At 72.8% G+C, this 24948-nt stretch carries 17 protein-coding genes and 1 pseudogene; 13 read left to right on the top strand and 5 right to left on the bottom strand.

The genetic code is table 11. The annotated features are described in order from the left end of the window. Nucleotides 1-101 precede the first annotated feature (101 nt). The 11 genes from ACFV3R_RS20495 to ACFV3R_RS20445 all read left to right on the top strand — a co-directional run bounded on the left by ACFV3R_RS20495 (nucleotide 102) and on the right by ACFV3R_RS20445 (nucleotide 16875). The gene (locus ACFV3R_RS20495) at nucleotides 102-1268 is read left to right on the top strand and encodes a pyridoxal phosphate-dependent aminotransferase (protein WP_385584708.1); all 1167 of its coding nucleotides are present in this window, start codon (nucleotides 102-104) and stop codon (nucleotides 1266-1268) included. Nucleotides 1269-1321: 53 nt separating this feature from the next. Further along, the gene (locus ACFV3R_RS20490; protein ID WP_385584703.1) at nucleotides 1322-1576 is read left to right on the top strand and encodes a phosphopantetheine-binding protein; all 255 of its coding nucleotides are present in this window, start codon (nucleotides 1322-1324) and stop codon (nucleotides 1574-1576) included. Next, nucleotides 1573-2658, top strand: coding sequence for an acyl-CoA dehydrogenase family protein (locus ACFV3R_RS20485; RefSeq protein ID WP_385584699.1), 1086 nt, complete (start codon nucleotides 1573-1575; stop codon nucleotides 2656-2658). The genes ACFV3R_RS20490 and ACFV3R_RS20485 overlap by 4 nt, the downstream gene beginning before the upstream one ends. Beyond that, nucleotides 2658-3398, top strand: coding sequence for an acyl-CoA dehydrogenase family protein (locus tag ACFV3R_RS20480; RefSeq protein ID WP_385584696.1), 741 nt, complete (start codon nucleotides 2658-2660; stop codon nucleotides 3396-3398). The genes ACFV3R_RS20485 and ACFV3R_RS20480 overlap by 1 nt, the downstream gene beginning before the upstream one ends. A gap of 90 nt (nucleotides 3399-3488) precedes the next feature. After that, nucleotides 3489-4736 (top strand): acetyl-CoA carboxylase biotin carboxylase subunit family protein, encoded by a 1248-nt coding sequence (locus tag ACFV3R_RS20475; RefSeq protein WP_385584693.1) that lies wholly within the window; start codon nucleotides 3489-3491, stop codon nucleotides 4734-4736. A gap of 65 nt (nucleotides 4737-4801) precedes the next feature. Then, nucleotides 4802-10480 carry an amino acid adenylation domain-containing protein gene (locus ACFV3R_RS20470; RefSeq protein ID WP_385584690.1) on the top strand — a complete coding sequence of 1893 codons (5679 nt, stop codon included), beginning with the start codon at nucleotides 4802-4804 and terminating at the stop codon, nucleotides 10478-10480. Then, nucleotides 10477-11847, top strand: a complete 1371-nt coding sequence (locus ACFV3R_RS20465) for an FAD-binding oxidoreductase (protein ID WP_385584687.1) — start codon at nucleotides 10477-10479, stop codon at nucleotides 11845-11847. The genes ACFV3R_RS20470 and ACFV3R_RS20465 overlap by 4 nt, the downstream gene beginning before the upstream one ends. Nucleotides 11848-11866: 19 nt before the next feature. After that, on the top strand, nucleotides 11867-12922 hold the full coding sequence (locus ACFV3R_RS20460) for an asparagine synthetase A (RefSeq protein ID WP_385584684.1): 1056 nt from the start codon (nucleotides 11867-11869) through the stop codon (nucleotides 12920-12922). Between the two features lie 92 nt (nucleotides 12923-13014). Beyond that, the gene (locus ACFV3R_RS20455; RefSeq protein WP_385584680.1) at nucleotides 13015-14346 is read left to right on the top strand and encodes an MFS transporter; all 1332 of its coding nucleotides are present in this window, start codon (nucleotides 13015-13017) and stop codon (nucleotides 14344-14346) included. Then, nucleotides 14343-15752 (top strand): condensation domain-containing protein, encoded by a 1410-nt coding sequence (locus tag ACFV3R_RS20450; RefSeq protein WP_385584677.1) that lies wholly within the window; start codon nucleotides 14343-14345, stop codon nucleotides 15750-15752. The genes ACFV3R_RS20455 and ACFV3R_RS20450 overlap by 4 nt, the downstream gene beginning before the upstream one ends. Nucleotides 15753-15756: 4 nt before the next feature. Further along, nucleotides 15757-16875: a methyltransferase domain-containing protein gene (locus ACFV3R_RS20445; RefSeq protein WP_385584674.1), complete on the top strand. Its 1119-nt coding sequence runs from the start codon at nucleotides 15757-15759 to the stop codon at nucleotides 16873-16875. An 87-nt stretch (nucleotides 16876-16962) separates the two neighbouring features. Here the strand turns inward: ACFV3R_RS20445 and ACFV3R_RS20440 are convergent, their stop codons facing one another. From ACFV3R_RS20440 to ACFV3R_RS20430, 3 genes and pseudogenes are all read right to left on the bottom strand, one after another. After that, the gene (locus ACFV3R_RS20440; protein ID WP_385584671.1) at nucleotides 16963-18582 is read right to left on the bottom strand and encodes an ABC-F family ATP-binding cassette domain-containing protein; all 1620 of its coding nucleotides are present in this window, start codon (nucleotides 18580-18582) and stop codon (nucleotides 16963-16965) included. 641 nt (nucleotides 18583-19223) lie between these two features. Continuing rightward, entirely contained in the window at nucleotides 19224-20600 is a 1377-nt protein-coding gene (locus ACFV3R_RS20435; RefSeq protein ID WP_385584668.1) for an IS1380 family transposase, read from the bottom strand. A gap of 708 nt (nucleotides 20601-21308) precedes the next feature. After that, nucleotides 21309-21464, bottom strand: a pseudogene (locus tag ACFV3R_RS20430) (DUF255 domain-containing protein); the annotation flags it as partial. Between the two features lie 209 nt (nucleotides 21465-21673). On the opposite strand from ACFV3R_RS20430, the gene ACFV3R_RS20425 reads away from it, so the two are divergent. After that, complete coding sequence (locus ACFV3R_RS20425; protein WP_385584664.1) at nucleotides 21674-22228, top strand: Uma2 family endonuclease; 555 nt, start codon at nucleotides 21674-21676, stop codon at nucleotides 22226-22228. A gap of 68 nt (nucleotides 22229-22296) precedes the next feature. Here the strand turns inward: ACFV3R_RS20425 and ACFV3R_RS20420 are convergent, their stop codons facing one another. After that, nucleotides 22297-22974: a cyclase family protein gene (locus tag ACFV3R_RS20420; RefSeq protein WP_385584661.1), complete on the bottom strand. Its 678-nt coding sequence runs from the start codon at nucleotides 22972-22974 to the stop codon at nucleotides 22297-22299. Nucleotides 22975-23141: 167 nt separating this feature from the next. Between ACFV3R_RS20420 and ACFV3R_RS20415 the strand changes: the two genes are divergently transcribed. Continuing rightward, complete coding sequence (locus tag ACFV3R_RS20415; RefSeq protein ID WP_385584658.1) at nucleotides 23142-23579, top strand: VOC family protein; 438 nt, start codon at nucleotides 23142-23144, stop codon at nucleotides 23577-23579. A 99-nt stretch (nucleotides 23580-23678) separates the two neighbouring features. Here the strand turns inward: ACFV3R_RS20415 and ACFV3R_RS20410 are convergent, their stop codons facing one another. Then, complete coding sequence (locus ACFV3R_RS20410) at nucleotides 23679-24941, bottom strand: ATP-grasp domain-containing protein (RefSeq protein WP_385584655.1); 1263 nt, start codon at nucleotides 24939-24941, stop codon at nucleotides 23679-23681. Nucleotides 24942-24948: the final 7 nt, after the last annotated feature.

The raw sequence follows: 24948 nt of genomic DNA, 5'->3' as shown, positions 1-24948 counted from the left end.
TGTCGCGATGTGGCCGTGCCTCAGAGCCGTCCTGGCCCGACCGCCACGAGCGGTCCCGCCGGTTCATACCGTCCTTGACCGAAGTGACCCGAGGAGTACCCTTGCCCGACAATCCGGTTGACACGCCCGCGAGGGTCCAGGTCGATCCCTCCACCGCCCACTCCACGCTCACCCGGATCGAGTGGACCGGGCTGACGGTGGAGCACAACCTCGCCGACGGACACGCCCGCCAGGGCACGCCGCCCGCGACCGAGGAGCTGGTGGACCGGCTCCCCGCACTGTATCGCGAGGTGGAGAAGCGCAAGCAGCTGGAGGTCCAGACGGACTTCGAGCGGACCTTCTTCCGCGCGGCTGGTCAGCCGAGCGTGCTGGACCGCGCCGAGGGGCCGCTGCACCACTACTCGTCGTCGCTGTCGATCGAGGTCGTAGCCAACCACCTGCGGCTCGAAGGGCTGCGCGTCGGCCTGCTCAATCCGACCTTCGACAACATCCCCGACATCCTGAACCGGCACGGCGTGCCGCTGGTGCCGGTCGGCGAGCGCATCCTTGAGCAGCCCGAGGACCCGGAGCACTGGGGCGACTTCGACGCGCTGTTCCTCGTGACGCCGAACAACCCGACGGGGTTCGACCCGGCGCCGGAGATGCTAGAGCGGATCGCGCTGGAGTGCCGCCGCCGGGAGGTGCTGCTGATCGTCGACTTCAGTTTCCGGTTCTTCAGCGAAGGGCTCAACTCCCGGGACGGCTACGCGTTTTTCCTGGAGCACGACGTCGACCACATCGGCATCGAGGACGTCGGCAAGGTCTGGCCGATGCTGGACCTGAAGGTGGGCAGCCTCATCGCCGGCCCGCGCCGGCACGCCGCGCTCCAGGCCATCACCGACGACCTGCTCCTGAACGTCTCGCCCTTCGTCTTCGCCCTGCTGGCCGAGTCGGGTCGGGCGGACGTGGTCGGTCACGCCCGCGACACCAGCGTACGCAACCGGTCCGCCCTGGTGAAGGCCCTGGCCGGAGGCCCACTGTCGGTCGTCGACGGCGGACCGACCATGAGTGTCGCCTGGATCCGCCTCCCGGAGGGGTGGGACGGCGTCGAGCTCTGCGGCTGGCTCGGCGAGCGGGGTGTCGGGGTGCTGCCCGGGAGCCCGTTCTACTGGGCCGACCCCGATCAGGGTTCGGGCTTCGTCCGGGTCGCCCTGATGCGGCCGGTGGACTCCTTCGAGGCCTCGGCGACCGCGTTGGCCCGCACCGTGGCCGACTACGAGCCGCGCTGACCGCCGCAGCCTGCTGCGCACGACGACGACACCGCAAGGAAGGGACGGCAGTAATGAACGTTCAGGACACCGTGCTCGAGCACGCGCAGAAGATCCTCGACCGGGACGACGTCACGTTGGACGACGACTTCTTCGAGGTCGGCGGCGACAGTCTGGTCGGCATGCACTTCGTGGGCCGGGTCGGCCGCGCGGTCGACCTGCCGGTCCGGATGACGCTGCTCTTCTCGTACCCCGTGCTGCGGGACTTCGCCGCCGAGGTGGAGGCGCTGCGCAAGCAGGCGGAGGCGGACGGGGTGACCGAGGCGTGACGCCCGACCTGGACGGCGAGCTGCGGCGCGTGCTCGACGCGCTGCCAGCCGGTGCCGGAGCCCGCGACGCGTACAGGGCGCTCGGGGCCAAGCGGCTCCTGGCGGTCCACTACCCCCGCGAGTACGGCGGTCGGGGCGGCACGGCCGAGGAGTACGCGGCGGTGGCGGAGGCCATCGGTCTGCGCCAATTCGCCGACGAGGTGCACCTGGTGACCATCCAGGGCGTCGGGTGCACGATCCTGCGCTACGGCACGGAGGAGCAGCGCGCCCGGTGGCTGCCCGCGCTCGCCTCCGGCCGGACTCAGGCCAGCCTGCTCCTCTCGGAGAAGGGGGCCGGCTCAGACGCCGCCGCCATCACCACGGCTGCCCGCCGCACCGGGACCGGATGGTCGCTCACCGGCGAGAAGTGCTGGAGCCTGCACGCCGACTGGTCCGGGCTCGGGCTCGTCTCGGCCCGGACCTCGCAGGGCGCCAACCGGTACGCGGGCATCACGCTGTTCCTGGTGGACCTCAGTGCGCCGGGCGTCATGGTGACGCCGACCCCGCGGGCGATGGGCGAACCGTACTTCGTGGTCGGGTTCGACGAGGTCGAGCTGGACGAGGATGCCGTGCTCGGGACCGTCGACCGGGGGTTCCCGCTGGTCACCGCCGCTGCCGGGTTCGAGCGCGCGGGCTTCGACTACCTGAGCCGGGGCCGGGTGTGGCTGCACGCGGCGGAGCAGACCGTGACCGCCGTCCCGGAACTCGACACCGAGCGGCGCCGGGCGGCCATGACCCGTCTGGAGTACGAGCTGGCCGGTGCCCGGGCGCTCGCCCAGGAGACGGTGGCCACCGCCGAGGGGCTCGACTTCGACTACCTGCGGTCGGCGTACTCCAAGTACACCTGCGGTGAAGCGGCCCAGGCCGTCGCCCGCTGGATCGGTGAGGACCTGCTGTCCGAGCCGGCCGTCCACGGGCGCCCGGACCTGGTCCGGCGGCTGAGGGCGGCGGTGCTGGAGGGCCCGGAACTGTCGATCTCCGGCAACGCCGTCGACCTGTTGCTCGACACGCTGTCGTTGGACCCGAGGCTGGGGGAGTTGTGATGGTGAGTCCACTGGTGGCGGACGGGTCCGCGGAGGGCGCCGGGGCGCGGACCTGGGCGGAATGGGCCGAGGCCCTGAGCCGGGCGGCGGCGGCCGGCCGGGAGACCCGGACGCTGTTGGCCGAGCGGACCGTCCTGGACGTGTTCGGCCCGGGTGCGTGGGGCGGCGGGGCGGCGGAGCAGCCGGTCGCGGTGAGCACCGCCGCGGACGGTTCGGCTCGCTGGAGCCTCGGTCCGGACGACGCGCCGGTGCGCCGCGCCGAGTTGACCGCCGACCGGGCCCGTGCGGTCGCGGACCGCGACCTGCTCGCGCACGCCGCCGTCGCCGTCGGTACCGCCGAGCGCGCGCTCGTGCTGGCCCGTCGGCGCGCCGGGTCGCGTACCGTCGCCGGCCGTCCGCTGATCGAGATGCAGTCCACCGGACACCGGCTCGCCCGGGTTGCGGCGCTGGTCGCCGTCGCCCGGATCAGTGTGCGCCGCGCCGCGCAGGACGAAGCCGCCGGGGTGGCCGCGGGCCACCGGGCGCCCGCGGTGGCCGCCGGCGCGGCCGAGGCCGCCTTTGCCGTGTCGCACGCGCTCGTCCAGGTCTTCGGGGCGGCCGGCACCGGCGACCCGGCGGCGATCGCCGCCTTCGAGGCATGCCAGGCGGCCGGTGCGGCGGCCGGTCCGCCCGCCGAGCTCTGGCTCCAGGCCGGGCGGCGGCGCGAGCTGGGCCGGCACGGCCTGCCGGCGGCCGGTTGACGCACCCGTCCGGGGCTGCCGCACCCGGACGAACACACACGACGCGGATGGCGGGCGCGGACACCTGCGCGTTCCGGGAGAGGGTGACGAATGGCGGGGACTGAGGGCGGTGCGAAGCCGCGGCTGGCCGTGGTGGTCGGTTCGGGATCGGCTTCGGTCCGGGAGGTCCTCCGGTACGGCGCGGACATCGCCGAACCGGTACTGGTGTTCGACGCCGCCGACAGCGGGGACGTCTCGCTGTCCGGGCTGCGGGCCATGCTCGAGGACGAGGTCGAGTGCGTCGGGTACGGCACGGACGACCCGGCCGGGCTGCTGGAGCTGCACGGCCGGGCGCCGCTGAGCGCGATCACGACGTTCGCCGAGGACAAGATCCGGCTGACCGCGGAGATCGCCGCCCTGCTCAGCCTGCCGTACCACTCCCCGGAGGTCGCGCACACGCTGACCGACAAGGCGGCGCAGCGGGCGGCCCTGGCGCGGGCGGGGCTCGGCATCGGGTTCGGCGCGGCCGAGGACGCGGCAGAGGCCGTGGAGCTGGTGCGTCAGCTGGGCGTCGAATGCGTGGTCAAGCCGCGCACGGGCGCCGGCAGCCGGCACACGTACGCCGTCCGCCCGCAGGACGCGGACTCGCTGTACGACCTGCCGGCCGAGCTCTTTCCGGCCGTGGTGGAGGCCCGGCTGGAGACCGGTCGGCACCCGCGCTCCGAGCTGCTGGCGGACGTGGTGTCCGTGGAGACCGTGTTCTCCGGCGGCCGCCCGCGGCACCTCGGCGTCTCGGGCCGGTTCCGGCTGGCCGAGCCGTTCCGGGAGACCGGCATGGTGTTCCCGTCCCAGCTGCCCGAGCCGCTGCTGGCCGAGGTGTTCGACGTCGCGACCCGCGCGCTGGCCGGGGTGGGGGTGACCACCGGGGCGACGCACACGGAGCTGAAGCTGACGCCGGACGGACCCCGGGTGGTGGAGATCAACGGGCGGCTCGGCGGCGACGTCGGTCGGCTGACCGAACTGAGCACCGGCACCAACGCGGTGGAGCTGGTGCTGCGGGCGGTCTGCGGGCTGTCCGTCGAGGCCCCGCTGCCGACCGCGGTGGCCGGGGTGGCGATGCTGGTGCCGCCGGTCGAGGCGACCCGGCTGGACTCCCGGGTGCCGGCCCGCGAACTGCGGGCGGTGGACGGGGTCGTGGCGGTCGACGTGCACACCCGGCCGGGCGACCGGGTGGACTACCGGACCGGCTGGTGGGCGCACGTCGCCTGTGTCTGGTACCGGGCGGAGGACTGGCCCGCGCTGGGCGCCGCCCACACCGCCGCGCTGGACCTCGCCGGTCGCGCCATCGAATGGGGCTGACGCGCCCCGCCCACCCCCGCCGGATCATCACCTCCCCTCCCCGCACCGGAGCCGAAAGGGCCATCGTGAGCCAGTCCCGGGATGCCGTACCGCCGCTGGAGACCGCACAGCCGCAGGAGCGGCCCGTTCCCTCCGAGACCGCCACGCTGCCGGCTGCCGTCCGGTCCTGGGTGCGGGGTGCGGCCGTCGCCGTCGGTGCCGCCGAGCGGAACGTGGTCGAAGCCGCATGGGCGGTGGTGCTGGGCACGCTGCTGCACAGCGACGAGGTGGCGCTGCAGGTCTGGGCCGAGGACGGCACGGCGCTCGCGGTGGGTCTGCGGCTCGATCCGGCGGAGACCTTCGGCAGCCTGGTGGCCCGGGTGGCCGCCCGGCCTGCCGCCGACGGGGCTCGGAGCGCCGAGCCGCTGCTCGGGACGTGGGTGGTGGCCAGCGCCGAGACACCGGACCGGGACGCCCCGGTCACCCTGGCCGTCGGTCCGGACCTGTCGCTGCGGGTCAGCGCGTCCGGGACCGAACCCCGGCTGCTGCTCGACCAGTTGACGGCCGTCCTGGCGTCCGCCGCCGCACCGGTCGCGGGCGGCGGCTCGGACGGCGCGATCGGGTCCGAGCCGGTCGGCGGCCTCGACCGGCCGGTCGGGCAGATGGACACCGTAGACGGGTCGGCGCGCGCGGCGCTGCTCGCGGTCAACGCGACGGACACCGAGTATCCCACCCGCGGTGTGCACGAGCTGTTCACGGCTCAGGCGCGACGGACCCCCGAGGCGGCCGCGCTCCTCTTCGGCGAGGAGCGCGTCGACTACGCGGCCCTGGACGCCTGGTCGGACCGGCTGGCCGCCCGGCTGGCCCGGGCCGGCGTCCGCCGCGGCGCGGTCGTCGGACTCCACCTGGAGCGGGAGCCGCGCATGGTGGCGGCCCTGCTCGCGGTCCTGAAGCTCGGTGCCGCCTACCTCATGCTGGATCCAGACCTCCCGGCCGAGCGACTGACGACGCTGACCGCCCAGGCCGGCGCCGGGCTGGTCGTCTCCGCTGGCCGCCTCGACTGGGCCGCTGCGCCCGTCCTCGATCTGACCGCGCCCGAGGAGGACGCCGCGGACGCCGACGCCCCGGTGGCGGCCGTCGAGGTGCACCCGGACGAGCTGGCCTGCGTCATGTTCACCTCCGGCTCGACGGGCACGCCCAAGGGCGTCGCCACCCCGCACCGGGCACTGGTGAGCTTCTTCCACGGGCCGGACCCGCTGGCCTTCGGCCCGGGCGAGACCGTCCTGCAGTGCTCGTCCGTCTCCTGGGACGTCTTCGCGGTCGAGCTGTTCGGTCCGCTGCTCTTCGGCGGCACCTGCGTGCTGCAGGCCGGCCAGACCCCGGAGCCGGCCCGGATCGCGCGGCTGACCGCGCGGCACGGCGTCACGGCGCTGTACCTCTCCGCCAGCCTCCTCAACCACATGCTCGACGAGTACTCGGCCGCGTTCGACGGGGTCCGCCTGCTGATGACCGGAGGCGAACCGGTGTCTCCGGCGTACCTGGCACGGGCGATGCGCGCGTACCCCGGCACGCGGTTCCTGAACTGCTACTCCCCGCTGGAGTGCACCATCTTCTCCGTCCGCCGGACCGTGACCGGGGCTGACACCGACCCCGGGCCGGTGCCGATCGGCCGGCCGATGCCCGGCATGCGGTTGTACGTGTTGGACGGGCGGTTGCGGTTGGTGTCGCCGGGTGTGGTGGGTGAGTTGTACGTGGCGGGTGCGGGTGTGGCGCGGGGTTATGCGGGTCGGGCGGATCTGACGGCGGAGCGGTTCGTGGCGGATCCGTTCGGTTCGGGTGGGCGGATGTACCGGACGGGTGATCTGGTGCGGTGGAACGTCCGGGGTGAGTTGGAGTTCGTGGGGCGGGTCGATCATCAGGTGAAGGTCCGGGGGATCCGGGTGGAGCCTGATGAGGTGGCGGCGGTGCTGGAGCGGGATGCTTCGGTGGGTCGTGCGGTGGTGGTGGTGCGGGAGGACCGGCCGGGGGACCGGCGGTTGGTGGGGTACGTGGTGCCGGCGGTGGGGTCGGTGGTGGACGTGTCGGCGGTGCGTGAGGGCGTTCGGGGGGTGTTGCCGGGGTACATGGTGCCGGCGGCGGTGGTGGTGGTGGATGCGCTGCCGTTGACGGTGAACGGGAAGTTGGACCGTGGTGCGCTGCCGGTGCCGGATTACGGTGCGTCGGCGGGTGGTGGCGCGCCGGGCAGTGTGCAGGAGCAGGTGCTGTGCGAGTTGTTCGCAGAGGTGTTGGGGCTGCCCGAGGTGGGTGTGCGGGACGACTTCTTCGCGTTGGGCGGGCACTCGATGCTGGCGATGCGGCTGGTCAGCCGGCTGCGCACCGTCCTGGGCGTCGAACTCGGCGTCCGTGAACTCTTCCGCGCCCCCACCGTCGAGGCCCTCGACCCGCTGGTCACCGCGCTCCGGGGCAGCACCGACAGCGGCGTCCGAGCGCCCCTGAAAGCCACCGGCCGTACCTCGGGACCGCTCTCGTACGCACAGCAACGCCTCTGGTTCCTGGCCAAGTTGGAAGGCCCGGCCGACACCTACAACATCCCGCTCGCGCTGCGCTTCCCCGGCGGGGCGGACGCCGCCGCGCTCGCCGCGGCCCTCGGCGACCTGACCGGACGCCACCAGGTGCTCCGCACGGTCTACCCGGACCACGAGGGCGTGCCCCACCAGCAGGTCCTGGACCAGGAGGCGGCCCGTCCGGTGCTGCGCCCGCTGTCTTGCGCGGCCGACGACCTCGACGCGGTGCTGGCCGAGGCGGCCGCGCAGCCGCTGGACATCGCCGTCGAACCCCCGCTCCACGCCTGGCTGGTGACGGTCGAGCCGACGTCCGAAGACGCGGCCCGGCCGGACCACGTGCTGCTGCTGGTCCTCCACCACATCGCCGGCGACGGCGCGTCCCGCGAGCCGCTGCTGGCGGACCTCTTCACCGCCTACCGTGCCCGGGCGGCCGGCCGGGCGCCGCAGTGGGAGCCGCTGCCGATGCAGTACCTCGACTACAGCATCTGGCAGCGTGCGGAGCTCGGCGACGAGCACGACCCGGCCAGCCTGCTGGCGCGCCAACTCGCCTACTGGCGGCGTCAGCTGGACGGATCGCCGCAGGAACTGAACCTGCCCGCGAACCGGACCCGGCCGGCGATGGCGAGCTACCGGGGCTCGGTGGTGTCGGCCGAACTCGACGCCGGGCTGCGCGAGCGGCTGGTCGGACTGGCCCGGGCGCACGACTGCACCCTGTTCATGCTCCTCCAGACGGCCGTGGCGGCGCTGCTCGCCGTCTCCGGCGCCGGCGAGGACATCCCCATCGGGACACCCGTGGCGGGCCGGGACGACAGTGCGCTCGACGGCCTGATCGGCTTCTTCGCCAACACCCTGGTGCTGCGCAACGACGCCTCGGGCGACCCGACCTTCGCCGAACTCCTCGGCCGGGCCCGGGACATGACCCTCGACGCGTTCGCCCACCAGGACGTTCCGTTCGAGCGCCTGGTGGAACTGCTGAACCCCGAGCGGTCGCTGGCCCGTCACCCGCTCTTCCAGGTCATGGTCGCGCTCGACCACGGCACCCCCGGTCCGGACCACGGCGCCGGCCTGGCCACCGAACTGCGTTCGCTGTTCGGCGGTGTCGCCAAGTTCGACCTCTCGGTGGACTTCGAGGAGGTGCGCGGCGCCGGCCGGGAGGGCCCCGGCACCGACGCGCCCACCCTGGCCGTCACCGTGGAGTACGCGACCGACCTCTTCGACCACGGCACCGCCGAGGCGTTGACCGGCCGTCTGCTCCGGCTGCTCGAAACGGTCGCCGACGATCCGCACCGCCGGCTCTCCGGCCTCGACCTGCTCTCCGAGGCGGAGCGCAAGCTCCTGCTCACCGAGTGGAACGGTGCCGAGACCGCCGTCCCGGCGCTGGACGTCCTGGGCACGATCGAGCGGGCCGCCCGCGAACGCCCCGGGGCGGTAGCCGTCTCGGGCGACCGCGCGGTGACGTACGAGCAGCTGTCCCGCGACGTCCGGGGCGCGGCCGGTGGACTCGCCCGGTGCGGTGTGGGTCCGGAGGACATCGTCGGGGTGCTCGCCCACCGCAGCGCCTGGTACGTGACGATGGCCGCCGCCGTCCTCAGTGCCGGTGCCGCCTACCTGCCGATCGACCCCGAGATGCCACCGGCCCGGATGGCGGAGCTGCTCCGCGGCGCGAACAGCCGGTTCCTGCTGGCCGCGCCGGACCAGCGCGCCACCGCCGCCGCGGTCGCCGCCTCGGAAGGGGTCCGGGCGACGGTGATCGAGGTGGACCCGGAGAAGGCTCCGGCCGACTGGCGGCCGGACCCCCTGCCCGGTGAGCCCGACCTGGCCGCCTACATGGTCTTCACCTCGGGATCGACCGGCCGTCCCAAGGGCGTCCTGGTCCCGCGGCGCGGTCTGGCCAACCACCTGGTCGAGGTGACCCGGCTGTACGACCTCACCCCGGACGACGTGATGGGCTTCAACTCCCCGCTGACGGCCGACGTGTCGATCTGGCAGACCCTCACCATGCTGCACGTCGGCGGTCGGACCCACGTCATCGACCAGGACACTGCCCGGGACCCGATGGCCCTGCTGCGGTGCGTGGCCGAACACGGCATCACCGTCCTCCAGATCGTCCCCGGCGTGCTGCTGGAACTCCTGGACATCTGGGACGCCGACTGCCGGCTGGCCGAGCTCTTCCGGTCGGTGCGGTGGATGCTGGTGCACGGCGAGGCCCTGCCTCCCGACCTGGCGGCCCGGTGGTTCGCCCGCTTCCCGGACGCGCTGCTGGCCAACGTCTACGGGCCCGCCGAGTGCTCCGACGACGTCTCGATCGCCTTCCTCGACCGGCACACCCCGATCGGTGCCGGTGCCGTCTCCATCGGCGCCCCGCTGGAGAACGTGCGGTTGTACGTGTTGGACGGGCGGTTGCGGTTGGTGTCGCCGGGTGTGGTGGGTGAGTTGTACGTGGCGGGTGCGGGTGTGGCGCGGGGTTATGCGGGTCGGGCGGATCTGACGGCGGAGCGGTTCGTGGCGGATCCGTTCGGTTCGGGTGGGCGGATGTACCGGACGGGTGATCTGGTGCGGTGGAACGTCCGGGGTGAGTTGGAGTTCGTGGGGCGGGTCGATCATCAGGTGAAGGTCCGGGGGATCCGGGTGGAGCCTGATGAGGTGGCGGCGGTGCTGGAGCGGGATGCTTCGGTGGGTCGTGCGGTGGTGGTGGTGCGGGAGGACCGGCCGGGGGACCGGCGGTTGGTGGGGTACGTGGTGCCGGCGGTGGGGTCGGTGGTGGACGTGTCGGCGGTGCGTGAGGGCGTTCGGGGGGTGTTGCCGGGGTACATGGTGCCGGCGGCGGTGGTGGTGGTGGATGCGCTGCCGTTGACGGTGAACGGGAAGTTGGACCGTGGTGCGCTGCCGGTGCCGGATTACGGTGCGTCGGCGGGTGGTGGCGCGCCGGGCAGTGTGCAGGAGCAGGTGCTGTGCGAGTTGTTCGCAGAGGTGTTGGGGCTGCCCGAGGTGGGTGTGCGGGACGACTTCTTCGCGTTGGGCGGGCACTCGATGCTGGCGATGCGGCTGGTCAGCCGGCTGCGCACCGTCCTGGGCGTCGAACTCGGCGTCCGTGAACTCTTCCGCGCCCCGACCGTGGCCGGGCTCAGCCGGGCCCTCACCGCGGCGGAGGCCGCGGCGCGAACAGATCAGCACGAAGCGAATGGGGAAGCACACGCATGACTCGGGTACCAGCCGGATTCACCGGCCTCCTCCTGACCCCCGACGACGAGGGCTACCACGAGGCCCGCCGGGTCTGGAACGGCATGCACGACCGGCGGCCGGCGCTCATCGCGCGCTGTCGCACCGCGGAGGACGTCAGCGTGATGGTGCGCCACGCCGCGGATCTGGGCCTCGGGGCGACGGTGCGCGGCGGCGGCCACAACGTCGCGGGCGCCGCCGTCGCCGACGGCACGCTCATGATCGACCTGTCCCCGATGCGCCGGGTCACGGTCGACGCCGAGGCCGGGACCGCCGAGGCCGACGGCGGCTGCCTGCTGCGCGACGTCGACCTGGCCACCGCGCCGTACGGTCTCGCCTGCCCCGCGGGGGTGGTCTCGCACACCGGCCTGGGCGGGCTCGCGCTCGGCGGCGGGTACGGATGGCTGGCCCGCAAGTGGGGGCCGACCTGTGACCACATCCTCGCCCTCCAGGTCGTCCTGGCGGACGGTGAGATCGTCGAGTGCTCCCCGGAGCAGCACCCGGAACTCTTCTGGGCCCTGCGCGGTGGAGGCGGCGGCTTCGGCGTCGTCACCCGGTTCACGCTCCGACTGCGCCCGGTCGCACCGATGTTCTACCGCAGCGCGCTGTGCGGGTTGGACCGCGCGGAGGCGGCACTCCGGGCCTACCGGGAGTTCGCCCCCGGGCAGCCCGACGACCTGCACGTGGTCGGTTCCCTCAAGATCGCCGGCCGGGCCGAGACCGTCCCCGCGGCCCTGCGCGGTGAGCCGGTGCTCGCGTTGAACGCGCTGTTCACCGGCGCCCCGGAGGACGGTCCGGCCGCCGTCGCGGGCCTCTTCGACCGGGTCCCCGCGGCGCTCAGCACCGACCGCCTCATCGGGTTCGCCGAACTGCAGGCGCTGGCGGACACCAGCGAGCCGCACGGCCACCGCTACTACACCAAGTCCGCCTACCTGACGGACCTCTCGCCCGACACCGTCCCCGGCCTGCTCGCCTCGGCCGCCGACCAGCCCTCGCCGCTCGGCTCGATCGACTTCGAGTACCTGCGCGGGGCGATCTCCCGCGGCCCGGCGGACTCGGCCTTCCCGGGCCGCGACGCCCCGTACATCTGCACGTTCTCCGCGCACTGGACGGACCGGGCCCATGACGAACCCAACATCGCGTGGGCCAGGGCGAGCCTGGCCCGCACCGCCGGCGACCGTTTCGGCGGCGCCTACTCGAACTACCTCCAGGACGAACCCGGGGACGCTCTGCGGGCGACCTACGGTGAGGAGCGGTACCGCCGCCTCGCCGTCGTCCGGAGCACGTACGACCCCAAGGGCCTCTTCCGGGGCGGCGCGAACACCGCCGCCCCGGGGAGTCGTGCCTAAGTCGAAAGGAACAGCTGTGGTGACGAACTCTCTCCGGGTGCAGGACCGTCTGCGCCCGCCGGCCGTGTCCGGGAACGACCAGGATGCCTTCCTGGCGAAGGCGCGCTCGCCCTGGTACGCGCTCGTCGCGGACCTCCAGGACGCCGTGCTCGCCACGACCGTCGAGTACGCCCGGGGCAAGGGCCTGCGCAACCTCCACCTCCCGGTGACCACCCGGACCATCACCTGCCCGAGCGGCCTGGGCAGCGACTCCGAACCGGTGCCGGTGACGGTCAGCGGTGTCGACACCTACCTGGCCGATTCGATGCAGTTCCTGCTGGAGTACGGCTGCCGGGTGTCGCCGCAGGGCGTCTACACCGTGCTTCCGTCCTTCCGCGGCGAGGAGCCGGACGCGCGGCACCTGAGCCAGTTCACGCACAGCGAGGCCGAGATACCGGGCGACCTGGCCGACGTGATGGCCTATGTCGAGGGCTACGTGAAGGCGCTGGCCCAGTCCCTGCTCGACCAGTACGGCGAGCGCCTGGCCGAGGCGGTCGGCGACGTGTCGCACCTGGAGCGGATGGCCGGGCACCCCGGTCCGTTCCCCCGCGTGACCTTCGCCGAGGCGGTCGACCTCCTGGCCGGGGAGGACGGATGCATCCGCGACGAGGGCAGCTGGCGCACCCTCACCCACCGCGGTGAGCTGGAACTCATGCGGCGCGTGGGCGAGTTCGTCTGGGTCACCCACTTCGACCACCTGGCCGTGCCGTTCTACCAGGGCTTCGGCGACCCCGACGGCCTGACGGCGACCAACGCCGACCTGCTGTTCGGCATCGGCGAGGTGGTCGGCCTCGGCGAGCGGCACACCGACGGCGAGACCCTGCGCAAGGCGATCGCGGAGCACGACGTGGCCGAGGGCGACTACGCCTGGTACGTCCGGTTGAAGGGCGAACTCCCCATGCCGACCGCCGGTTTCGGGATGGGTGTGGAACGCTTCCTGCTCTGGGTGCTCGATCACGACGACATCCGCGACATCCCGCTCGTGCCGCGCGGCGACGAGCCCCCGGCCTGGCCCAGCAGCGTGGACAGCCCCTGACCGGTCGCCGTCCGGCCCAGGGGCCGAGGCCTCCGTCACCACCCCGTCGGCCGGCCGGCAGCCGCCGCCCGGCCCCATTGAAAGGCGCACATGTGAACGCGAGCCAGGAAGGCGCGGGAACCGCGCTCGCGAAGCCGAGCCTGTTCCGGCACCGGAACTTCCTCCTGCTCTGGATCGGCGAGACCACCAGCGGTCTGGGGAACAGCCTGGCCACTCTCGCCCTGCCGCTGATCGCGGTCCTGAACCTCGACACCGGGACCCTCGGCGTGAGCCTGCTCGGCGCCTCGGTCTGGGTGCCGTGGCTGGTCCTCGGCCTGCCGGTCGGCGCCTGGGTGGACCGGCTGCCGGTGCGGCCGCTGATGATCGCCTGCGACCTGGTGGCGGCCGTGCTGTTCGCCAGCGTTCCGGTGGCCTGGTGGCTGGACCTGCTCAGCTTCCCCTACCTGGTGGTCGTCGGGATGCTGACCGGCACGACCTCGGTGTTCTTCTCGACCGCCTATCACGTGTACCTGCCCGGCGTCCTCACCCCGGAGGAGCTGATGGCGGGCAACGCCACGCTGCAGGGCTCCGAGTCGGCGGCGCAGGTCGCCGGCCCGGGTCTGGCGGGCCTGATCTCCCGGGCGTTCGGCGCGGTGACCGGACTGCTGGTCAACGCCGCGAGCTTCCTGGTGTCCGCGCTCTGCCTGGCGCTGATCCGGGCCACCCCGGTCGAGCGCGAGGCGGAGCAGGAGCCGGGCACCCTGCGGGAGCAGATCGCCGAGGGACTGCGGTTCGTCACCCGGGACGGGTACCTGCGGCCGATCGTCACCTACGGCGCGCTGGCCAACGTGACCCTCGCGGGCTACGAGGCGATCCAGGTGGTCTACCTGGTCCGCACGCTCGGCGCCAGTCCGCTGGTGGTCGGCCTCCTGGTCGCGGCCGGGAGCCTCGGCGGCGTCCTCGGATCGCTGGTGGTGGGGCCGGTGGTCAAGCGGTTCGGCACCGCCCGCGGGATGCTGGTCATCCAGTTGGGCGCGGCCCCCTTCGGCCTGCTGATCCCCCTGTCCGGGGCGGGATGGGGTCTCCCGCTCTTCGCGGTCGGCACCATGGTGCCGATCGCCGGCACGGTGGCCGCCAACGTGATCCTCAACAGCTTCCGGCAGACGTACTGCCCGCCGCGTCTGCTCGGCCGGGTGGTGTCGAGCACCATGGTGGTCAACTTCGGCGCCCTGCCGGTCGGCGCGGTGCTCGGCGGCTTCCTCGGTAGCGCGGTCGGGCTCCGGCCGACCATGTGGATCATGATGGTGGGGCTCGTCCTCACCGGCCTGGTGCTGTTGGCCGGCCCGATCGGCCGGGTCCGCGACCTGCCCACCGAGCCGCCCGCCCCGCGGCGGTCCGACGCGGAGGCGAACCTCGCGGCGGCGACGGGGGAGGCCGGCTCGTGATCGTCGCCCGCTACCCGCTGTCCCACGGCCAACGAGGACTGTGGTTCGTCCAGGAGCTGCGCGGCGCGACCAGCGCGTACCACGACCGCGAGGTCTTCCACCTCGTCGGGCCGCTGGACCTGACCGCACTCACCGAGGCCGTCACCGAACTGACCGACCGTCACGAAATGCTGAGGACCAGGTTCGTGACGATCGGCGGCGAGCCGGTCCAGGTGGTCGACGACCGCTGGCGCGGAGAGGTCCGCGTCCAGCGGGCCGCCGCCGGCGCCGACCGGGACGATCAGGTCGCCGCCTTCGTCGCAGCGGTCACCGCGCAGCCGCTCGACCTCGCGAACGGGCCGCTGTTCCGGGTCGACGTGCTGGCCCTCGACGAGCGGGACCACGTCCTCGTCTTCACCCTGCACCACATCATCACGGACGGCTGGTCGGTCCGGCTGATGCTGGAGGAACTCTCGCGCTCCTACGCCCGGCTCACCGCCGCCGGGGCCCGCGCGCCCGGCCCGGCACCCCGCCCGCGGCAGTACGGCGAGTTCGCGCTCTGGCAGCGGGACACCCTGACCGGCTCCGAGCGCGACCGCCTGCTCGCCTACTGGGCGGACCACATCGCCGGGGCGCCGACCGAGCTGGACCTCGGCCCCGGCCGCCCCGGAGACGGGGCCGGGCCCGCAGCCGTGACCATCGGCTTCGACATCCCCGCCACCACCGTGCAGCCGCTGGACGCCTTCGCTCGCTCCTGCGGCGCGACCCCGTTCATGGCCCTGCTCGCCGTCTTCGAGACCGTGCTGGCCCAAGCCGCTCGGACCAGGGACCTGCTGGTCGGTGTCCCGGTCGTCGGCCGGACCGTACCCGGATTCGAGGACTCGCTCGGCTTCTTCGTCAACCTGCTCGCCCTCCGGGCGGACCTGCGGGACGATCCGACCGGCGAGCAACTGCTGCGTGCGGTCCGCCGGAACGTGCTCGGCGGCTTCGCCCACCAGGACCTGCCGTTCGAACAGCTCGTCGTCGGCGTCAACCCCGCCCGCACGCCCGAGGCGCATCCGCTCGTCCAGGCCACGCTCCAGCTGATCGACGGATCCTTCGACAGCGCCCTGCAGCTCGACGGCACCTCGGCGGTCGGCCTCCCGGTCGACGAACCCGAGATCGCCTACGCGCTCACCCTCGACCTGCACGGCCGGGACGGCGGCCTGCACGGCCGGCTCACCTACACCCCGGCCGCCGTCGACCCGCAGCTCGCCCGGGCGATCGCCGAGGGCGTCGCCCGGCTGGCCGCCCTCCTGCCCGCGCACCCGCAGTGCCGGGTGTCCGAGCTGCAGGCGCTGGTGGCGCGGGAAGTCCCTGGCCTCCCACCGCCGGAGAGGGCCGCACCGCCCTCCGTTCCGTCCCCGACCGCAACGTCCGAGGAGTGACGCCGTGAACGATCCTACTGGCCCCGGCTGGCACGCGGTGGAGGTGGCCAGCACCCGTCTCGAGGTGCGGGTCGACGCGGCCCCGCCGCACGGCGGCCGCCGGCTCTGGCCCTCGGTCGGGGAGTACCCCGTCTACGACGAGTTCCTGTACTACGTCATGCTGCAGGACGAACCCCGCAACACCCTGTTCGAGCAGGCCATCACCGCGCACGCGCAGGGCCGGACGGTCGTCGAGCTCGGCACCGGCCCCGACCTGCTCTGGTCCACCCTCGCCGCCAAACACGGTGCGCGTCGGGTCCTCGCCGTCGAGGCGCTGGAACACAGCGCCCGCGAAGCGGCCCGGCGCGCGGCGGCGCTCGGCCCGCACGTCTCGGTGGTCCACGGCGACGCGACCGAGGTGGAGCTGCCGGAGCGCGGCGACATGTGCGTGGTCGAGCTCGTCGGCGCGATCGGCGGCGCCGAGGGCATCGCCGACGCCGTCGCGGACGCCTGGAAGCGTCACCTGCGGCCCGGCGCCGTCGTGGTGCCGAACCGGGTCCGCACCCGGGTCGCCGCGCTCGGAGCCCGCCGGCTGCTGGGCGGGGAGCCGGCCCTGCACCCTGACGTCGTGCCCTACCTGGGCGAGGTGCTGCGCAGCGTCGGGTCCGTCTTCGACCTGCGGATGTGCCTGACCGGGCTGACGGCTGCGGACCTGATGACCACCTCCGACCTGCTGGAGGACCTCGATCTCGCGGCCGACCGGCAACACCACGCGCGCCGGCTGCGCCTGGAGGTGACCAGGCCCGGTGCGATCGACAGCGGTGTGCTCTGGCTGGAACTCCAGTGCGCCGCGGACCAGGAGGTGCTCGACAGCCTGGAGACGGTGACCAACTGGATGCCCGTCCTGCTGCCGTTCCACCTCTCGGAGCCCGTTCCGGTCACCCCCGGGGACGTCCTGCACCTGGATGTCACCCGCCGGCTGTTCGACGGTGTCCACCCCGAGTGGAGCTTCACCGGCTCGATCGAGCACGCGGACGGCTCGGTCACCCCGGTCACCGCCGAATCCCCGTACGCCGACGGGCCGTTCCGTGGCTCATGGCTGCACCGGGAGCTGCTCCGCGAGGCAGCCCCGGACACCCCCTGACGCGGTCGCCCGCTCGAGCGCCGTCCGGCGGTCCGTCTCCTCGACGGACCGCCGAACGGCCTTCCGCGCACCGTCGCCGGACCACGCTCAGCGAGCCCGTTCGACCCTGCGCTCGTCCCACACCGGTTCGGGCGTCTCCCGCACGACGCCGTCCGAACCGAAGACCATGAACCGGTCGAAGGACCGGGCGAACCAGCGGTCGTGCGTGACCGCCAGGACCGTGCCCTCGTACGCCTCCAGGCCCTCCTGCAAGGCCTCCGCCGACTCCAGGTCCAGGTTGTCGGTCGGCTCGTCGAGCAGGAGGGCCGTGGTGCCCGCCAGTTCCAGCAGCAGGATCTGGAAGCGGGCCTGCTGTCCGCCCGACAGCCTCTCGAAGCGCTGCTCCGCCTGGCGTTCGAGCTCGTAGCGCCGGAGCACCGACATCGCTCCGCCGCGGTCCTTCGCGTGCTCGGCCCACAGGATGTCGAGCAGGGTGCGCCCCAACAGCTCCGGATGGGCGTGGGTCTGGGCGAAGTGGCCGGGGACCACCCGGGCGCCCAGCTTCCAGGCGCCGGTGTGGGCGACGTCCTCGCCCGCCAGCAGCCGCAGGAAGTGGGACTTGCCCGAGCCGTTGGAGCCGAGGACCGCGACGCGCTCGCCGTAGAAGACCTCCAGCGAGAACGGCTTCATCAGCCCGGTCAGTTCGAGGTCCTCGCAGGTCACGGCCCGCACACCGGTGCGCCCGCCGTGCAGACGCATCCGGATGTCCTGCGGGCGGGGCGGCTCCGGGGGCGGACCGATCTCCTCGAACTTCCGCAGCCTGGTCTTGGCCGCCTGGTAGCGGGAGGCCATGTCGTCGCTGCGCGAGGCGTACTGCTGCATGTCCTGCACGAGCTTCTTGAGCTGGGCGTGCTTGTCGTCCCAGCGCCGGCGCAGCTCCTCGAACCGCTCGAACCGCGCCTGCCGGGCTTCGTGGAAGGTCCCGAAGCCGCCGCCGTGGATCCACACCGTCGAACCGGCCGGGCTCGGGTCCACCGCGACGATCTTCTCCGCGGCGCGCGCCAGCAACTCCCGGTCGTGGGAGATGAAGAGGACCGTCTTGGACGTCTCCCGCAGCTGCTTCTCCAGCCAGCTCTTGCCGGGAACGTCCAGGTAGTTGTCCGGCTCGTCCAGCAGCAGGACCTGGTCCGGACCGCGCAGCAACGCCTCCAGCACCAGTCGCTTCTGCTCGCCGCCCGACAGCGTCCGCACGTCGCGGAACTGGGCGCGGTCGTACGGCATGCCGAGTGCGGCCATCGTGCACATGTCCCACAGGGTCTCGGCCTCGTACCCCCGGACCTCCGCCCAGTCGCTGAGCGCCTGCGCGTACTTCATCTGCGCGGCCTCGTCGTCCACCGTCATGATCAGGTGCTCGGCCTCGTCGACCGCGGCCGCTGCCTTCCTGATCGCCGGCTGGGCCACCGACACCAGCAGGTCGCGGACGGTGCGTTCGTCCCGCACCGAGCCGACGAACTGCGGCATGATACCTACTCCGCCGCTGGACGCGACCGTCCCGCCATGCGCCTGCAACTCCCCGGAAAGCATTCTGAGCAGAGTCGTCTTCCCGGCTCCGTTGGCGCCGACCAGGGCGACCACCGTCCCGTCGCCCACGTGGAACGAGACGTCACTGAGCAGGGTCCGCCCGTCGGGCAAGTAGTAGTCCAGATGCGAGGCTTCCAGGTGTCCCATGGTCCACGATCCTTCCGACCGCTCCGCGACGGCGCAAGTCCCCTGTGTCCTGGGCAGTCGTGACGGGACCGACGGCTGGGATCCAGGCTGCTCGTCGACGCGGACGGGTTCACCGACAGGTCCGTCAACTCCTGACGGCCCGTGAGGGCATAGGGTTACCCCCGCCGTTGAGCCATCGGCCAGTAGGACGAGCCAGCCCCGGCCGTCCTGGCCGGCGGCAGCACCGCAGCCCAGGTCGATCACCCGGCTATGGGCCGTCGGAGCGGCGTTCGGCAGGCCGGATGTGGATCGCTCCGCGCTGTCCGACACGACGCGACCCCTCTCCCGTGACGCGCGCTTGAGCCGAAGCGGCGGCGCGCCCAACGCACAATGGCCACAATGGGGTGACAAATCAGATGGCGTCCTCTCGGGAAGGATCGTGCCTTCAAAGTGCAACAGAGGTCGCGGCCTGACTCGGTTCTCGGTGATGCGGGTGGCCTAGCCTCGATCTTTCGTGACGGTCCGTCGGTTTATCCGGCGGGCCGTTTCGGGTTGGTGAGGCTGATCGGGGCATGCAGTTTGCCCGGCTGTCGCGCCGGGTGGGCACCGGGTTCCACGGCTCCGGGGTGTTCGGCTGCTCGTCGGGGTGGGGTCGCCGCTGGTCAGCCGGGGTGCGGCAGGGCCTGCAGTCGTTCGAACGCGGTGGTGATCTCGTCGGTCCAGGGCCAGTGGCGGGCCAGGCGAAGGTATCGGCGACGGCCGGTAGTGACGAGCTGGGCAACGACGGAGAACAACCGCAACCGCATGCGCTTGGGTTCCCACCTGCGTGCGTCGCCGGTCAGGGCGAGCATCGGCATCCAGGCCAGCAGGTCGAGCGCGAGCTGGACGATCTCCAGCCAGACCTGGTTCTGCGCGGCGTCATGCAGAGGAAGATTGCGCAGGCCGGTGGCCCTGGCAGCGCGGATGCGGTCCTCGGCCCGGGCCCGCCGGCGGTGCCGCAGCTCCAACTGGGCGATCGGGGCATGGGTGGTGTTGGTGGCGAAGCAGGTCAGCCGCATCCCGTCGGCATCCGTGAAGCGCAACTGCGCTCCCGGGTGAGGCCGTTCCTTGCGCACGATCAGCCGCATCCCCGCAGGCCATCCCTTGAGGACGTCGCCTGCGAGCTCGGCGACCCAGGCACCGTCGCGGACCCGGCCGTCGGGTTCGACCGCCGGTGTCCAGGCCGAGGCGGGCACCAGCAGAACGGCCTGGTGGACCTGGTCGGTGATCGTCATTCCGAGCGAGTAGGACAGCCATCGGCCGCGCGTGGCGAGCCAGTTCACGAACTGGCGGGTGCCGCCGCCGGAGTCCGTGCGGATGAGGGTGTGCCGTCCGCGGCGGTACTTCTTCGGCAGCTGGGCCAGCGCGAGCCGGGCGGCCTCGATGTGGTCGGCGGCGGTGTTGCTGCCCGCATTGCCCGGCCGCAGCAGGCCCGCCACCGGTTCCCCGGACCCCGCCGCCCCGTGGTCGACGAACGCCATGAGCGGGTGGTGGCCGTAGGTCCTCTTCCAGGTCGCTGCCGCTGCCTCCTTGTCGGAGTGCGCGAGGACCAGCACCCCGTCGATGTCCACGACCACATGCCCGTCCGCGTCCGGCGCGGCCTGCCCGGCCAACTGCCATATCCGTTCGCGGACATCGGCCCGTGCCTTGCGGATCGCCGCGAGCGTGCGGGGGCCGGCCGTGGCCAGCGTGTCGATGAGCCGCGAGACGGTCGGATCGGAGGCGACCGACCCGAACACGCCGGGCTCGGCCCGCAGCACGCCGACGTCGGCCAGGCAGTCACCGCCCAGGGCCACGGCCAGTGCGACATCCAGCAGGATCTTGCCCGGGTCGTGCACCGCCCGCGGCTTGCGCCACGGCGCGAGCGCCTCGGATATCGCGGTATCGAGTCCGGACCGGCGGACCGTCTCCACCAACAACACCCCGCCGGCCTGGGAGACCACCCCAGAACCGCCACCCGAGACCCGGACACGCGGATACGACCCGCTACGCTCACTCACCTGGGAAGTGCCTCCGACAGTGGCAGGAACAAGGACCTCGACAATCCTCATTCTTGCTGGTCAGAGGCACTTTCTGCTTTCCTGACCACCCGTCGGACAGCCCGCTTCATGAAAGCGCGAGGCTAACGCGGGACAGCTCAGTCGAGCCCGCAGGGCTGGTCCGCCGGTCAATGCTAGAAGCGCCAGGGCCAGGTACTGAATGACGTCCGGGAGGAGAGCACGAGGGCTGGAGAGCATCCGGTCCGGCGGACGGCCGGCCCGGGCGAGGTGGCGCGCAGGGGCAGCGGCGGCGCGGAGAAGGAGGATGGCGAAGGCCGCTGGAGGCAGGCGGAGAGTTGGGCGGTGCTGCGGGCGACCCAGCCGATGGCAACTCAACGCCGCACCTCGGATGCCCAACGGCAGGGCACGACCGACGGGTTGCTACAAGGACTCGGTCCGCTTCCCGGTCTCGGGCGACCTCCATCCACCACGTGATGACGCATGAGCGAAAATCGGCCAAGCGGCCGGGAGTGCGCGGGCTCCACGCCTGGGGTCGGCAGAGCGTGAGAAGCTGTCTCGCACGAACCGTCCGGCTAGCTTGACCTCGCCTTATATGCTTCACAGGCTGAGAAGCCGGTCGACTGACGGCCTTGAGGCCCGAGGCGTTCGAGGAGACCCGGCGGCGCAGAACGTTCGATCTGTTACCGGATGACTACGGAGCGGTCATTGGCACCAGTGGCAGGCGGAGTAGCCGACGGAGAGCAGGATCGGCACATCCCGCCGCCGCGCCTCCTCGAACGCCTCCGGCGACCAGGGCCACCAGTGGACGGGGTTGTCTGCGTGCTGGAGCAGGTAGGGCGAGGTCGCGCCGGCCAACCGGTTCATGCGCTCCAGGCTCTCACAGCGCCCGGCGCGGCCGGCGAAACCCTGACGAGCCCGCCTCACATGGCCGACCTGCACTAGTGAGCCTTCACGTGGTGGGCGACTCCTCCTCCGCCGGTGTCGGGCGACCCGGCACCTCAGAACAGTAGGCTTGACGCAGCAGCGCCGGACCTGCCGAGGCCTCTCCAAGGAGGTACACCACGACCGCCGAGATGGTGGCGCCCGCATGGATGCATGCGCAGATCAGCGCGGAGCAGTACGACTCCTGGTCCGAGGAGCAGTGCGCCGACATCGAGATCGTGGACGGGATGGTCGTCGTGACCCCGAGCGCCCCCCTGCGCCACAACCGGCTGGCCCGCATCCTGGCCAACGCCCTGGACGCCGCCGCGGGCCCCGACTGGAACGCGGACACGGACTTCGACGTCCGCCTGCAGGACGTCCCCCTCACCAACCGCCGCCCTGACGTCATCGTCTACCGGGCGGAGACCATCGACCTCACGCCCACCCGTCCCGAGCACGTACTCCTGGTCGCCGAAGTCGTGTCGCCCGGCTCGGAGACCACGGACCGGATCGTGAAGGTGGTTCAGTACGCCAAGGCGGGCATCCCCTTCTACTGGCGGGTCGGGCAGGTCGCCACCGGGCTTCCGATCGTGTACACCCACGTCCTCGACCCCGCCACCAAGGCGTACGGGGACGGCGAGATGTTCACCGGCACAGTCGAGACCGCCGCACCCTTCTCCGTCACCGTCGACCTGAGACCCCGCTGACTGCGCCGGACCACCACTTCCTCGTGCGCCGCCCGCCGATCAGAAGGCGACTGACCAGAAGACCGCGATCAGAAGACGGCGATCGGGTTGACGACGAGCCCGGTGGTGCCGGTGATGCGCGGCGGTGCCAGGACCAGCAGGAAGCTCCAGCGGCTCGACGCCTCGCAGTGCCGGGCGAGTGCTCCGAGGTCGGCGATGTCGACGAGGGGGAGACCGAGCCGTGCGAGGGCGACCTGGTGCATGGGCATCGGGAACCGTGCTGGGCGGGCGTCGCTGATGTCGCCGACGTAGACGCTCACGTCGTGCTCCTTCAGCCACTGCACGGCACTGAGGTCCAGACCGGGTACCGGCTGGTCGAGCGGCTGGTTGATGTCCCAACCGCCGCGCACCACGACAGCGTCCCCTGCGGACAGGGTCGTGCCTGCCCGCTCCAGGGCGGAGTCGAGGTCGGTGCCGGCGATGCGCCCGTCGGCGGGGAGGCTGCCGCCCCCGGGTGCCAGGTCCAGCAGGACGCCGCGGGTGACGATCCCCTCGCTGAACGCGTCGGCGGAGCCGTGTTGCACGCCGGTCGGTGTCACGGCCCCGTGCACCGGAACGCCGGGGTGGACCTGCTCTTCGACAGGCATGTGGGACACGGCGTCGAGGTGCGTGAGGCCGGCGTTGTGGGTGTTGAGGACGAGGGTGTCCGTCATCGCCGGGGGCTTCGCCCCGTTGAAGTTGACGGCCTGCAGGACGCCGGCCGGCATGACGGCCGGGCTTCCGACGGGGCCGAGTCCGGTGGTGAGCGGCACCGGTTCGGTGCGGCGGGCGAGGCTGAATGGTGCCCGTCGCGGACCTCGGCTGCAGGCGCGGGTCCGTGGTCGTAGGTCCTGAGCCGGTTACGGGGCGTCAGGACGCGTGTCAGCATGGCCCCATGTCTCACTCCTGGCCCAGCCACCTTGAGGTGGGAGCGGTCCGCTTCGCGCGGCCGACCGCGAAGTACGACGACGTCCTGGTCTTCTACCGCGACGTCCTCGGCCTGCCGGTGCTCGCGCAGTGGCGCGGACACCACGGCTATGACGGCGTCGTCCTCGGTCTGCCGGGCACGCCGGTGCACATGGAGCTCCTGCAGCACGGCGACCCGCCCCGCATCCCCGAGCCGCACCCGGAGAACCAGCTGGTGCTCTACCTGCGCGGCCCCGAGGCCGTCGCCCGCGCCGCCCGGCGGCTCGTCGAACACGGGCACGGCCCGGTGCCCGCGGCCAACCCCTACTGGACGGAGCGCGGCGCCCTCCTCTTCGAGGACCCGGACGGCTGGCAGGTCGTGCTGGCCCCCTGGGTCTTCGGCGAGGAGCCCCCGCCGGGCGGCTGAGCGGCCCGGCGTCCGGGCACGTCCGGGACGCCGCTTCCGGACGTGCCTAAGGGGTCCTCGCAATATGAGCGCCGGGCATATTGCAAGGACCCCTAGGGCTCAGGCCGGCACCGCGGTGAGCGCGGTGAGGTCCGTCGCCATGACCTGCTCCGCCTTGTCCAGCGCCTGGCTGCACTCCGCCGCGTCCACGCCCACCGCGAGGAGCGAGGCGATACGGGGAATGACGCCGCGCGGAGGCAGCAGCAGCCGCGTGCCCGGTGCGGCGAGGGCGACCGCGCCCTCGATGCCGGGCACCCGGGCGGCCTCGGTGAGGTCCACCGCGTTCAGCACCGCGTCGCCGGGTGGGTACACGTGGCGGATCGCCGCCGTCGCGTGCCTGGTCGGGACGAGGTCCGGGAGCCGGCCGAGCGCCACGTCGGCCGCGGCCCGCACCAGGTCGACGCCGGTGGCCAGGCGGCCGGCCCAGGGGATGAAGCCGCCGCTCAGCCGCCCGTTCAGTTCGACCAGCCGCGGGCCCTGGGCCGTCAGCCTGACCTCCGCGTGGGTGACCGCGTCGTCGATGCCCAGGGCGTGGTGGGCCCGCGTCACGTAGTCCCTGACCCGCTCGGCCCACGGTTCGCGCGGGAAGGCCGCGACGACGTGGCCCACCTCCTCGAAGTACGGCGCGTAGGCCAGCTGTTTGCGGGCCAGCAGGACGCACTCCACGCGTCCGCCCACGACCACGCTGTCCACGCTGATCTCGGGGCCGTCGAGGAACTCCTCGACCAGCCAGCTCTCCTGGGCCGCGACGTTCGCCAGCTCCGTCCCCCTGGTGCGCCGGAAGGCGGCCCGGACCGCGCCCACGTCGTCGGCGCGCGTGACCCCTATGCCGAACGCGAGGGAGCGGGGCTTGACGACGACGGGGAAGCCGATCGCCCCGGCAGCCCGCTCCGCCTCCTCGGCCGAGGTCACCAGGCGGTGGGCCGGCGCGGGCAGTCCCGCCTCGGCGAGTGCCGTCCGCCCCAGGTACTTGTCCCTGCAGCGCGCCGCGGCCGCCACGGACAGATGGGGCAGCCCGAGCTCCCCTGCCACCTGGGCGGTGACACCGATCAGGGTCTCGTCCCAGGTCAGCAGGCCGGTGCCGCTCGGTGTCGGGCCGCCGGGAAGGCTGCGGGCCAGGGTGGCGACCGCTGCGCCGACGGCCCGGGGGTCGGTCAGGTCGGCCACGGCGTGAGCGGCCAGGTGCCGTCGCTGCCACGTCGGTTCCGCGGCGAGGACAGCCGAGACCCGGCAGTGGTCGACGAGGCTGGCGAAGGAGTACTCGCGGTGGGCCTGCATACCGCTGCCCACGATGACCAGGTGGGGACGGGAGTCGGGGGTCACCGGCGGC

It is taken from the genome of Streptomyces sp. NPDC059740 (assembly GCF_042733155.1).
Lineage (GTDB): Bacteria > Actinomycetota > Actinomycetes > Streptomycetales > Streptomycetaceae > Streptomyces.
Note: the sequence above shows the minus strand (reverse complement) of the source record. Positions and strands in the feature narration are given on the sequence as shown.